Source organism: Synechocystis sp. CACIAM 05 (genome assembly GCF_010222815.1).
Taxonomy (GTDB): domain Bacteria; phylum Cyanobacteriota; class Cyanobacteriia; order Cyanobacteriales; family Microcystaceae; genus Synechocystis.
The window spans coordinates 1536896-1549653 of sequence record NZ_CP019225.1 but is presented as its reverse complement, the minus strand read 5'-3'; the positions used below and the strand labels follow the sequence as shown (position 1 = coordinate 1549653).

The window sequence follows — 12758 nt, the reverse complement described above, 5'->3', positions numbered from 1 at the left end:
TAAAGATATGTAACAATGTGGCAGAGTCGGCTGGAGATTGAGCCAGTCTGTGCCAACCAATCGCCTTTTTCCCCGCCATGTTCGTTGATTTTTTCATTAAGCGCCCTGTTTTCTCCAGCGTTTGCGCCATCATCATTTTGCTGGTGGGGACGATTAGCATTTTTAGCTTACCGATCGCCCAATTTCCGGAAGTAGCCCCAACCACCATTCAGGTTAGTTCCAACTACAGCGGGGCCAATGCGGAAGTGGTGGAAAGGGCCGTCACCGACATTTTGGAGCGGCAGATCAACGGGGTGCAGGGGATGAGGTACATTTCCTCCACCAGCAGTAACGATGGCACCAGTAGCATCACCGTCACCTTTGACCGGAGCCAGAATAAGGACATTGCCGCCGTCGATGTGCAAAACCGCGTGGCTCTGGCAGAACCGCAACTGCCGGAAGCAGTGAGAAGAACGGGGATCAGGGTTAATAAAGAATCCAACGCCCTACTGTTGGGCATCGGCATTACTAGCCCCAATGGCGAGTACGACAACGTTTTCTTGAGCAACTACGCCGATCGCTATCTGGTGGATCCCATCCGTCGGCTGGAAGGAGTGGGGGATGTGCGGATTTTTGGGGAAAGGCTCTATGCCATGCGCCTCTGGGTGGATCCAATGAAATTAGCGGCCCAGCAGTTGACCATGGCGGACCTGAGTCGAGCTTTGCAGGAACAGAATTTACAGGTGGGGGCAGGGCAAATTGGAGCAGAACCAGCACCCCCAGGTCAAGAATATCAATTGGACTTGCTCGCCAGTAGTCAATTAGTAGAAGTAAAAGATTTTGAGGACTTAATTGTTAAATCCGGGGCCAGCGGCTCTGTAGTTAGATTCAAAGATATCGGTCGGGTGGAATTGGGGGCCCAAAACTACAATAGTTTTTTACGCTTTCGGGGCGACGAAGCGGTGGGGCTAGGTATTTACCAATTGCTGGATAGTAATGCGTTGGAAGTAGCCCGTTTGGTGAAAGACGAAATGGCCCGTTTGGCTCAAAACTTTCCCGAAGGTATTGAATACAGCGTTGCCTTTGATACCACGGAATTTGTGCAGGAGTCCCTCTCGGAGGTGGTGGAAACCCTGCTCATTGCCGTCGTTCTGGTAATCCTGGTAATTTTGGTCTTTCTGCAAGACTGGCGATCGGCCCTAATTCCCGCTTTAACCATTCCCCTGGCTTTAATTGGTACTTTTGCCTTTGTCAAAGTCTTCAACTTTTCTATTAACAGTTTGACCCTGTTCGGCTTAACCCTGGCAACGGGGTTGGTGGTGGACGATGCCATCATTGTGGTGGAGCAAATTAGCCGTTTTATCAAAGTTAAGCACGAAGACCCCCAGGAGGCAGCCCAGGAGGCCATGGGGGAACTGACGGGGGCGGTCATTGCCACTTCTTTGGTATTGATGGCGGTGTTTATTCCGGTGGCCTTTTTTCCCGGCACTACGGGGGCTTTATATCAACAATTTGCCCTCACCATTGCTTTTTCCATTCTTCTATCTACTTTCCTGGCCTTGACGCTGACCCCTTCCCTCTGCGCCTTGTTACTGCGGGAAGGCCAAGAACCACCAGCCTTTATTGCCGGATTTTTCAACTGGTTTAACCGGGTACTAGACATTATCAAAAACGGTTATGGCAATGTGTTGGGCAAATTAGTAAATCTGCGGGCATGGGTAATTGGCGTATTTGTTCTGTTACTTGGGGCCACCGCTTGGTTGTACGTCACTGTGCCCACTGCCTTTTTACCGGAGGAAGACCAGGGTTATTTCATCACCATTATCCAAGCTCCCCAGGGGGTTTCCCTGCAATACACCAGTAGGGTAATGGCCCAGGTGGAAAAGGAATTGCTAGCGGTGCCAGAAGTGACGGCGACCTTTGCAGTGGGGGGATTTAGTTTTAGTGGTAATAGCCCCAACCAAGGGATTATTTTTACCCGGCTCAAACCTTGGGGGGAACGAACCGCTCCTAATCAATCGGTCCAGGCCATCATCGGTCAGATGTTTGGTAAATTTTCCCAAATTCCCGAAGCCAATATCATTCCCATTAACCCTCCGCCTATCAGGGGTTTGGGGCAATTTGGTGGGTTTGATTTCCAGTTACAGGATTTACGGGTGAATAGTGAACTGGACACCATGGTGGGCACGATGGGGGAAATCCTGGGGGCGGCCAACCAAAATCCGGCTTTAACCAGGGTATTTAGTACTTTCCAAGCTAATAATCCCCAGTTAATTGTCAATGTCAATCGCAACAAGGCTAAAAGCTTGGGGGTGCCGGTGGACCAAATTTTCCAAACCATGGAAACGGCGTTGGGTTCGAGCTATGTGAACGACTTTGTTCTGCAGGGCCGCACCTATCGGGTTTACCTCCAGGCCGATGAGCAGTTCCGCAGTAGTCCGGAGGATATTAATAGCCTTTATGTTCGCAGTGAGTCCGGCACCATGATTCCCATGGCTAATTTGGTCACTGTGACCCAGGGGGTGGGGGCACCAATTATTACCCATTACAATCTCTTCCGCTCGATCGCCATTACGGGGTCAGCTAACTTTGGAGTGAGTACGGGGCAAGCCATGAATGCCATGGCGGCGATCGCCCGACAGGTCATGCCACCGGGGTTTGATTTCCAATGGTCGGGTATTTCTTTGGAGGAAATGGGTTCCCAGGGCCAGGCTCCCCTAATTTTTGGCTTAGGTTTGCTGTTTGTATTTTTGGTACTGGCGGCTCAGTATGAAAACTACATTGACCCGGTGATTATTCTGCTCAGCGTCCCCCTGGCTATTTTGGGAGCTTTAACGGCCCAAAGTTTACGGGGTTTCCCCAATGACGTGTACTGCCAAATTGGTTTGGTGATGTTGATTGGTCTTTCCAGCAAAAACGCCATTCTAATTGTGGAGTTTGCTAACCAGTTACGGGCAGAGGGTTATCCCATTGCTAAAGCCGCCTTGGAAGCATCGAAGGATCGTCTCCGACCCATTTTAATGACCGCCCTTTCCACCCTGTTCGGCATTTTTCCCCTGGCGATCGCCACTGGTGCGGGGGCCGGTAGTCGGCAAGCATTGGGTACAGCGGTATTTGGCGGGATGTTGGTGGCCACTTTCCTGAGCTTGTTTGTCGTCCCGGTTTTATACATTGTGGTCAAAACTATCAGTGGAAGGCTTTTGGCTCCGAAATCCACCAACCCGGAGCCTAGCCCCGAAATCGAATCCCACGCCCCAGCCCCAGCGTCCCAAAGGAATAGCTAGAATGTTTAGACATACGTGTTGTAAAAATTAACCCCTAACTCCATGGCCCCTACCCTGCTCCTCTCCCAGGATTTACCCAGTCTCAACTACACCACCCCTGGCGATCGCCTCGATGGTAGATGGCGGGAATCCCTATCCACATTGCTGGGTTTGGGCAGGGCCGCCGGGGCCGACTTTGTCGAATTTTTCCTCGAAAAGGTCAATTACGTCAGTTGCCTAGCGGAAGACGATGCCATTACCAGCCTCACCCCCCGACTCTCCAGTGGTTGCGGTGTCAGGGTTTATAAAGGCAAAGGCGACTGCTACGTTAGCACCAACGATATTTCTTTCAATGGCCTCCGCACTGCGCTGGAAAAGGGTTTGTCAATTTTGGGCTTAACCTTACCGGCGGGCCAATCCTTTGTACCTGAACTGAACTTGGAAATGTTGCGGGACTATGCCGGAGCCAAGGAAAAGGACCAATGGTTACACCGTTGTAGCCCCATGCAGGAAATGAGCGATATTTTGCTGGGGGCCAACCAAAAATTAGACCGCTACGCCAGCCATGCCCAGTCCCGACGGGCTGCCTATTTTCGCGATTGGCAGGAGGTTCTGGTAGCCGCTAGTGACGGTACCTTTGCCCGTGACATCCGCCTAACCCAATCGGTAGGATTTTCCCTTTTCTGTGCCGATGGCGAACACCGCACTTCCATTGGTAAGCGTTCTGGGGATACTGGTAATCCCGATTATCTACGCACTTGGGATGCGGAAACTGCGGCCCAGGAAGTGGCGGAATCCGCCGGGAAAATGCTCTACGCCGACTACGTGGAATCGGGCAATTATCCCATCATTATGGCCAACCAATTCGGAGGGGTTATTTTCCACGAGGCCTGTGGTCATTTGTTGGAAACCACCCAAATTGAACATAAAACTACTCCTTTCCTCGATAAAAAAGGGGAAAAAATTGCCCATGAAAACCTCACTGCTTGGGATGAAGGGCTGACAGATAACGCCTTTGGCACCATTGATATGGACGATGAAGGCATGCCCACCCAGCGCACTTTGCTGATCGAAAATGGCATTTTGAAAAACTTCATTGCCGATCGCACCGGTTCTATTCGCACTGGCCATCCCCGCACCGGCAGTGGTCGCCGCCAAAGCTATGCCTATGCGGCCGCTTCCCGCATGCGTAACACCTACATTGCCCCCGGTAACTATTCGGTGGATGACATTTTTAATTCCGTCGAAAAGGGCATTTACTGCAAGCAAATGGGGGGCGGTAGCGTGGGAGCCACAGGGGAATTTAACTTTGCGGTTTCTGAAGCTTACCTGGTGGAAAACGGCAAGTTGACTAAACCCCTCAAGGGCGCAACGTTAATTGGCACGGCCACGGAGATTATGAATAAAATTTCCATGTCTTCCCAGGATTTAGGTTTAGCGGCGGGATTCTGTGGTTCCGTCAGCGGCAGTGTTTATGTCACCGTGGGTCAGCCCCATATTAAGGTTGACAGTATTACGGTGGGGGGACGTTAGTTTTTCTGGGGACTACAAAATCTCCCTAATTCAACCCAAAGTGCGGGCGGAAACAAACCGTTCAATACCCGCTAGGTCGTGATGAATTTGGATATCTTGGTAAGCTCCACTGGCTCTCAAAAGTTCAGCAACCATGGGGGCCTGGCCGGCCATGATTTCCACCAACCAAAAACCTCCGGGCTTTAAATAAATTGGCGATCGCCGAATGAGTTGCTCCACTGCTTGCAGACCATCGGGGCCGCCATCTAGGGCTAATAAAGGTTCATGCTTAATCACTTCCGGTTGTAACTGGGCCAATTCCCGTTGGGGAATGTAAGGCGGATTAGACACCATACCCTGGACCTGGCCCCGTAAATGCCCCAGGGGTTCCCACCAATGACCTTGATGAAATTGAATCCGATCGCCAAACTGATTCAACTGGGCATTTTCCCTGGCGATCGCCAAAGCAGAGCCGCTGCAATCCACGGCATGGACTAGGGCCTGGGGAAACGTGGCGGCTAAACCTAGGGCAATGGCTCCACTCCCCGTACCCAAATCCACCCAATGGTCAGCACAGTTAGACGGAGGAAAAGCAGAATGCTCATGTTGGACTATGTCGATTATTAACTCCGTTTCCGGCCGGGGAATTAGTACATCATCAGTTACTTTAATAACAAAATGACGCCACTGGGTTTGCCCCAACAGGTATTGCACTGGATATTTTTCCTCGACTCTTCTGCGCCAGCCCCGTTGAATATTTTCCCAAGTTTCTTGCAAAGCAATCTCTCGATGGGCAAAATCCTGCAACCGTAGGGTTAACCGGTCTAAATCCGTCCATCCCTGCAATAGCCAGTTCAACTCCCCCGGCTCAATGCCATGGGCGATCGCCATTTGTCGGGCTGTGGCATACCAAAGAGCAAATTCTTCACCGGAGATAAAGCCCTTAGTCATTGTGTTTACCGGGGTTTACGGTCGATGGTGGCATACATGGCGTGGGCAAACTTTGAGCCTTTTACTGCGGATGGGGATTAATTAATTCTTTTCGCTCTCCGAAAGGTGGAAGTAGAATACAGTGGAGTGTCCCCTGGAACGCCAAGCAAACGGTTATTCCTCCCCCGGTCCTGCGCCATGTCTGCTAGTCCCCGCCTCCACATTCTCCTCATTGAAGACAACCTGGCTGAAGCTCGCCTCCTGCAGGAAATTCTCAAAGGTTCCCCCAAGGAAAATTTTGCATTCAACCATGTGCAAAGGTTGGGGGATGCTTTAACGGTTTTGGAACAGGGGGAAAAGTTTGACATTATTTTGTTGGACTTAACCCTACCGGACAGCCAAGGTCTAAATTCTTTGCCGAAACTGCAAAGCCATCCCCAAAATTTACCCATCATTGTCCTCACCCACTACCAAGACGAAGAATTGGCCTTAGAAGCGGTCCGTCAAGGGGCCCAGGACTATCTGGTCAAGCGGGACGTGAGCTTGGATATTCTCCTACGTTCGCTCCATTATGCCATTCAACGCCATTGTCTAGCGCGGGAATTGGCGGCGGAAAACCAGACCCTGAGTGCCAGCATTAAACGCCAGGAAAGGGAATTGTCCGAGGCGAAGGCAGCCAATAAGCTCAAGTCAGAGTTTGTTTCCATGCTTTCCCATGATTTCCGCAATCCCCTCAATACCATTCTTTTGTCGGCGGGCTTGTTGGAAGAAAGTGGCGATCGTCTGAGTAAAGGGCAACAACATAATTATTTCAACATGATCCGCACTGCTATTAAGGATCTGGATGAATTATTGTCGGAGGTATTGCTACTGGGAAAAACGGAAAATGGCCAGCTCAGTTGTCAATTTGAATCCCTGGATTTACTCTACTTTTGCCAGGATTTAATGCGTTTGGTGAACAATGCCCAGCGCCAACCAAGGCCGATTCATTTCCACACCCAAGGTAATCTACAACAGGGAGTTTGGGATGCCCATTTATTGCGCCATATTATCTGTAATCTCCTCAGCAATGCGATCAAATATTCCCCTGCCCCCACCCCCATTTTGTTTGATGTAATCGCCGAAGATAAAACCATGATTTTTCGGGTCACGGACCAGGGCATCGGCATTCCTCCCCAGGCCATGGCGGAATTATTTAATCCCTTTTTCCGGGCCGATAATGTGGAGGGGGTAACGGGTACCGGCCTGGGACTGGCGATCGTACAGCGTTGTGCCAACATCCATGGGGGGGAAGTGACGGTGGAAAGCAAGGAAGGGGAAGGGTCCTGTTTTGCGGTGCGTTTACCGATTCTGGAAATTACCGACAATGGCGATCGGTTCAGCCCCTGAGAGTATGCTGGTCAAGCTCCAATCTGCCCCTACATCCCCCAACACTAGAGGCTTGTGAATACGCTCTAGGGAACGGGGAAAATTTTGTCAATGGTGGCTGAATAAGATGGGACAAAGGATGGATAGGAGTGGACTAAGGTGGAGGAAATTCTATTTTTTTCCATGTTTAGAAGGGAAGTGGAAACGCTGAAACCCTTGATTTTACAGGTTTTTTGGGACTGACATGCCCTGGAGATTTCCCTATGCTGTAGTTATTGAAAGCAAAGGAACACCTCACCATGTTTGCCTCCACCAACTACACCTCCACCGCCATCCGCAACTACACCATCGCCGCCGTCACCGTTTTAACCTTGAGCATGGGTATGGGTGAATTGTTCAATAATCCTAACCGCATTGCCACCCAAAACACCATTGACAATTACAGTTCCTACATTGGTGCTGGTTTAGTTAGCTATGCCCAGTCTTCCCTGAAATAAACTAAGGTTGCTGGTCTTTTATCCCCATTACTCCATAGCCCGCTAAGGCTTGCATTAGTAAGACCCATTGGTCAATCATCGCTAAAAGTAAAAGCAGAAAATATTTAGTTCAAAGAAGCGAAGTTTGCAGAAAGAAATCAGCAACAGCTTAATCAGCGCCGTCAACCCACTGTTGCATTGCCTTACTGAAATCCGCTAACTGCTGATAGTGCCCCAATAGACGCTGTTGATAATGGTGCTGTCGTTGAGGGGAGCGGGCCGATCGCCAGAAGATTAATTCCGTCGAGAGCAGGCGTAGGGTTCTTTGCAATTCCGTTTGTATGGATGACCATGGTTGCGGTCCTTGGCAAGGCCAGTCTTCCATTGTGACGCTAAGGAAATGATGCTGAATGAAATCCCCCAGTTCGTCAACCTGTTTGGCCACCGTCGCCCCCTCAGCCCCAGGATCGGCCATGGTGCACTGACATTGATCCAACAATTGCTGAAATTCCCTAAGGCGATCGGGTAAATCGAGTGGTAGCGTAGACGACATTGCTCCGATGAATTTGACGGGGGTTGGGCGAATCAAGGTTAAAATAATGTTAAGGCTTGCTGATTATTAACTCAAACTTGTCGACCCTGTGTGGTCCAACTCCCTGGGAAATCTCCTGGGGAGAGTATCGCTTTTACCTGTCCCTAGTAAAAGGAGCAAAAATCATTAATAACCATTAACATTAATTAACATTAATCCCAAAAACCTGCACCGATACAGAAATGTCTGCTACAAGATAAATACGGGATTCTGACAAGCTAATAGCTGATACTATTTTTCCCCTGTTAATTGGCAATTATCGGCTTTTTTGGTCGTTTTTTCTGTTTTATAACTAGTTAGTGCAAACTACCCTAACACCCTCCCCAAAACTATGAATGCCGTCGCCGCTCTGCCCACCCCCACCATTCACACCACCTGTGCCCAAGACATTCACGATATTGAATTGCCCCAGTGGTTAGAGGATTGTTTACAGCAGTGGCAGAGGGAGATAGAACAGGGCCAGGACGAAACAACGGCGCCCCATTGTCTGATCTGTCGGGCGTTCTGTTTTGCCTACGATCTCCATGCCCAACAGCGGCGTAAATCCGGGGAACCCTACATTGCCCATCCGGTGGCGGTGGCGGGGCTACTGCGAGATTTGGGGGGAGATGAGGCAATGATTGCGGCGGGTTTTTTGCATGATGTGGTGGAAGATACGGACATTAGCATTGAACAAATTGAAGCTTTGTTTGGGGAAGAAACGGCCAGTTTGGTGGAAGGGGTAACTAAACTCTCTAAATTTAATTTTTCTAGTACAACAGAGCATCAAGCAGAAAATTTCCGGCGTATGTTTTTGGCCATGGCCAAGGATATTCGGGTGATTGTGGTCAAGCTAGCCGATCGCCTGCACAATATGCGGACCTTAGATGCGTTAAGTCCAGAAAAACAACGGCGCATTGCTAGGGAAACCAAGGACATTTTTGCGCCTTTAGCCAACCGTTTGGGCATTTGGCGCTTTAAGTGGGAATTGGAAGATCTTTCCTTTAAATATCTAGAACCCGATTCCTATCGCAAAATTCAGTCCCTAGTGGTGGAAAAAAGAGGCGATCGAGAATCCCGTCTGGAAACTGTCAAGGATATGTTGCGCTTCCGCCTGCGGGATGAGGGCATTGAACATTTTGAACTCCAAGGGCGCCCCAAACATCTCTACGGCATTTATTACAAAATGACCAGCCAGGATAAGGCCTTTGAAGAAATTTATGACATTGCCGCCCTACGCATCATCGTGGAAAGCAAGGGGGAATGTTACCGAGCTCTGTCGGTGGTTCACGACGTCTTTAAACCCATTCCAGGGCGCTTTAAGGATTACATCGGTTTGCCCAAACCCAACCGTTACCAATCCCTCCACACCACAGTTTTAGGACTAACTAGCCGACCCCTGGAAATCCAAATTCGCACCGAAGAAATGCACCATGTGGCGGAGTATGGTATTGCCGCCCATTGGAAATACAAGGAAAGTGGTGGCTCCGAAAATGCAACCCTCACCTCCACCGACGAAAAATTTACTTGGTTGCGGCAACTGCTGGACTGGCAGAGCGACCTCAAGGATGCCCAGGAATATGTGGAAAACCTTAAACAAAATCTCTTTGATGATGACGTTTACGTTTTCACCCCCAAGGGCGAGGTAATTTCCCTGGCCCGGGGGGCCACACCAGTAGACTTTGCTTACCGCATCCACACGGAAGTGGGCCACCACATGAAAGGGGCTCGGGTGAATGGCCAATGGTTGGGGGTGGATACCAGGCTGAAAAATGGGGACATTGTGGAAATTGTCACCCAAAAGAATTCCCACCCTAGTTTGGATTGGCTCAATTTTGTTGTTACCCCCAGTGCCCGCCATCGCATCCGTCAATGGTTTAAACGTTCCCGCCGGGATGAGAATATTCTCCGGGGTCGAGAATTGTTAGAGAAAGAATTGGGCAAAACCGGTTTGGAAGCCCTGCTGAAATCAGAACCGATGCAAAAAACGGCAGAGCGATGTAACTACCAAAATGTGGAAGATTTGTTGGCTGGTTTGGGCTACGGCGAAATTACCTCCAATTCTGTGGTCAATCGTCTGCGGGAAAATAATGTCAACAACGTTAAAAATAGCCAGTCTAGTCAGGAAGTTACCCTAGCAAGTTCCCCCCAAGTCCATCCCCCTACTCCCCCTGCCACTGGCAAAGATAATTCGCCCATCGCCGGCATTGAGGGTTTGCTGTATCACATTGCTGGTTGTTGTCATCCGTTACCGGGGGAACCCATTATGGGGGTAGTGACCAGGGGAGCCCGGGGCATTTCTATCCATCGCCAGGGTTGCCATAACCTCGAACAAATGGACGGCGATCGCCTAATTCCGGTGCGCTGGAATCCCAACACCAATAATCACCAAACCTATCCGGTGGACATTGTCATTGAAGCCATTGACCGGGTAGGGGTGCTGAAGGATATTCTTTCTCGCCTCAGCGACAACCACATTAACGTCCGCAACGCAGATGTTAAAACCCATTTGGGACGACCCGCCATTATTAGTCTCAAAATTGATATTCACGACTATCAACAGCTATTGGGCATCATGGCCAAAATTAAAAATATGAGTGATGTGATGGACCTGCGTCGGGTAATTTCTGGTTAGTTTGGAGGCCCAGCCGATCGCCATCCCCCACTAGAGGATATCCGCAAATCCTAACATTGGGGGATTGGAAACTTAGCCTGGGGAATTATGGGCATTGCGTCTATGGCCTGCCTAAAAATAAAAAAAATCCCCCGAAATATGGGAGATTGAAGGGGTTTTAGGTAAAAAATGAATCCATAAACGGTTTTAGGTACCGGAAGCCCAGGAATTGATGTATTCCACCTGTTCGGGGGTCAAGCTGTCAATGGCAATGCCCATGGCTTGGAGTTTCAAGCGGGCAATTTCTTGGTCCACTTCCACCGGAATGGAGTGCATGCCAGGTTCTAGTTGACCTTTATTTTTGACCAAATGCTCACAGGCCAGGGCTTGGTTAGCAAAACTCATATCCATTACGGCACTGGGATGACCTTCGGCGGCGGCCAGGTTAACTAAACGACCTTCGCCAATCACAATAATGGACTTGCCATTGGGGAGAATGTATTGCTCGGTGAAGTTCCGAACTTCCTTAACTTCCTTGGCTTGTTCCTTGAGGGATTTGAGGTCAATTTCAATGTCGAAGTGACCGGAGTTACAAACAATCGCCCCATCTTTCATAACGGCAAAATGCTCAGGACGAATAACGTGTTTGTTGCCGGTGACGGTGATGAAGATGTCTCCCTGGTGGGCAGCTTCGGCCATGGGCATGACCCGGAAACCATCCATGGCGGCTTCAATCGCCGGTACGGGACTAATTTCGGTGACAATTACGTCAGCCCCCATGCCTTTGGCCCGCATGGCGACCCCTTTACCACACCAGCCATAGCCAGCCACCACAATGGTTTTACCGGCCAGGAGAATATTAGTGGCCCGGATGATACCGTCCAGGGTGGATTGGCCGGTGCCGTAGCGGTTGTCATAAAAATGCTTGGTGTCCGCATCGTTAACGTTCATGGCGGGGAAGGTGAGTACCCCATCGTTGAACATGGCCCGCAGACGCACAATCCCAGTGGTGGTTTCTTCGGTGGTGCCAATGATGTCACTGAGTTGGTGTTGCCGTTCCTGTACTAGGGTGGCTACCACGTCGCTACCGTCGTCAATGATGATGTTGGGGCGGTGATCCAGCGCAATCTGCACATGGCGGTGATAGGTTTCATTATCTTCCCCTTTGATGGCGTAAACGGGAATGCCGTAGTCGGCTACCAAACAGGCGGCCACGTCGTCTTGGGTGGACAGGGGGTTACTGGCAATGAGCAAAGAATCAGCGCCACCAGCATGCAAGGCGATCGCCAAGTTAGCGGTTTCGGTGGTAACGTGACAGCAGGCCACCAAGCGGATGCCGGCGAAGGGTTTTTCCTGGGCAAAGCGTTCCCGGATTTGTTTTAACACGGGCATTTCCCGGGCCGCCCATTCGATGCGCTGACGACCTTGGGGAGCGAGGCTAATATCTTTAATATCGTATTTCTGTTTAACGGGCGTTGCTACCATACGGGGTAATTCCTAAGAACTTTGCTTGAATGTGATATAACTTAACATTTTATCGGTCTGGAATGGCGCTCGCTCCTTTGTCCATTGACAGACGGTTAGCGCAGGTAGGCAAAGCTCTAAATCTGATCCTAAATTTTCCTACCAAAGCTCTGGCAACCCTGCAGAACTTTAAACCTATCCCCCTAGGCTTGGGGCCAGGGGAGTTTTCAAGCAACTCCTTGGGGCACTATTTTGGAAATGTGATAATGGGAGTTATAATTCGCCTCTCGGAGAAAAGTTGAAATGCACTCATTGTCATCACTGGAATTTCCTGAGCTTAAAAGTGTTATTGCCCAATGTAATCTTGAAGAAAAACTTGAATTATTAGAACTTTTGGAAAAGGATACTTTTGGCACCAGATTTAACAAATTTTTAAATTCTGTCAAAACTGACGAATTAACCTAAGAAAGTGTTTGAAAAGTTTTAAGCAAGCCTTTGAAGCATGAGATGAACCATGGCAACATAGAGCATTGTCTCACTGGTGGTAGGTAAATATTCATAATCCTTGCTTAAACGACGAT

At 49.7% G+C, this 12758-nt stretch carries 8 protein-coding genes and 1 pseudogene; 5 read left to right on the top strand and 4 right to left on the bottom strand.

The annotated features are described in order from the left end of the window. Positions 1 to 77: 77 nt before the first annotated feature. Positions 78 to 3263, top strand: a complete 3186-nt coding sequence (locus BWK47_RS07405; protein ID WP_162328157.1) for an efflux RND transporter permease subunit — start codon at positions 78 to 80, stop codon at positions 3261 to 3263. A 42-nt stretch (positions 3264 to 3305) separates the two neighbouring features. Continuing rightward, entirely contained in the window at positions 3306 to 4775 is a 1470-nt protein-coding gene (locus BWK47_RS07400) for a TldD/PmbA family protein (RefSeq protein WP_162328156.1), read from the top strand. Between the two features lie 30 nt (positions 4776 to 4805). Here BWK47_RS07400 and prmC read toward each other — a convergent pair whose 3' ends face one another. Continuing rightward, positions 4806 to 5705, bottom strand: a complete 900-nt coding sequence (prmC, locus tag BWK47_RS07395; RefSeq protein WP_162328155.1) for a peptide chain release factor N(5)-glutamine methyltransferase — start codon at positions 5703 to 5705, stop codon at positions 4806 to 4808. Positions 5706 to 5882: 177 nt separating this feature from the next. On the opposite strand from prmC, the gene BWK47_RS07390 reads away from it, so the two are divergent. Together BWK47_RS07390 and BWK47_RS07385 are read left to right on the top strand one after the other, a co-directional pair. Next, positions 5883 to 7073: a hybrid sensor histidine kinase/response regulator gene (locus BWK47_RS07390; protein ID WP_237269934.1), complete on the top strand. Its 1191-nt coding sequence runs from the start codon at positions 5883 to 5885 to the stop codon at positions 7071 to 7073. Between the two features lie 278 nt (positions 7074 to 7351). After that, positions 7352 to 7549, top strand: a complete 198-nt coding sequence (locus tag BWK47_RS07385) for a hypothetical protein (RefSeq protein WP_010872701.1) — start codon at positions 7352 to 7354, stop codon at positions 7547 to 7549. Positions 7550 to 7697: 148 nt separating this feature from the next. Here BWK47_RS07385 and patD read toward each other — a convergent pair whose 3' ends face one another. Continuing rightward, a complete protein-coding gene (gene patD, locus BWK47_RS07380) occupies positions 7698 to 8081 on the bottom strand; it encodes a heterocyst frequency control protein PatD (RefSeq protein WP_010872702.1) in 384 nt (127 codons plus the stop codon). 370 nt (positions 8082 to 8451) lie between these two features. On the opposite strand from patD, the gene BWK47_RS07375 reads away from it, so the two are divergent. Continuing rightward, positions 8452 to 10734, top strand: coding sequence for a RelA/SpoT family protein (locus BWK47_RS07375; RefSeq protein ID WP_010872703.1), 2283 nt, complete (start codon positions 8452 to 8454; stop codon positions 10732 to 10734). A gap of 186 nt (positions 10735 to 10920) precedes the next feature. Here BWK47_RS07375 and ahcY read toward each other — a convergent pair whose 3' ends face one another. Continuing rightward, on the bottom strand, positions 10921 to 12198 hold the full coding sequence (gene ahcY, locus BWK47_RS07370; RefSeq protein WP_010872704.1) for an adenosylhomocysteinase: 1278 nt from the start codon (positions 12196 to 12198) through the stop codon (positions 10921 to 10923). A gap of 462 nt (positions 12199 to 12660) precedes the next feature. After that, positions 12661 to 12758, bottom strand: a pseudogene (locus BWK47_RS07365) (IS5/IS1182 family transposase); the annotation flags it as partial.

Excerpts from the sequence above, each read along its gene's own strand:
- BWK47_RS07405 (WP_162328157.1), top strand. The coding sequence starts at position 78 with ATGTTCGTTGATTTTTTCATTAAGCGCCCTGTTTTCTCCAGCGTTTGC.
- BWK47_RS07400 (WP_162328156.1), top strand. The coding sequence starts at position 3,306 with ATGGCCCCTACCCTGCTCCTCTCCCAGGATTTACCCAGTCTCAACTAC.
- prmC (WP_162328155.1), bottom strand. The coding sequence starts at position 5,705 with ATGACTAAGGGCTTTATCTCCGGTGAAGAATTTGCTCTTTGGTATGCC.
- BWK47_RS07390 (WP_237269934.1), top strand. The coding sequence starts at position 5,883 with ATGTCTGCTAGTCCCCGCCTCCACATTCTCCTCATTGAAGACAACCTG.
- BWK47_RS07385 (WP_010872701.1), top strand. The coding sequence starts at position 7,352 with ATGTTTGCCTCCACCAACTACACCTCCACCGCCATCCGCAACTACACC.
- patD (WP_010872702.1), bottom strand. The coding sequence starts at position 8,081 with ATGTCGTCTACGCTACCACTCGATTTACCCGATCGCCTTAGGGAATTT.
- BWK47_RS07375 (WP_010872703.1), top strand. The coding sequence starts at position 8,452 with ATGAATGCCGTCGCCGCTCTGCCCACCCCCACCATTCACACCACCTGT.
- ahcY (WP_010872704.1), bottom strand. The coding sequence starts at position 12,198 with ATGGTAGCAACGCCCGTTAAACAGAAATACGATATTAAAGATATTAGC.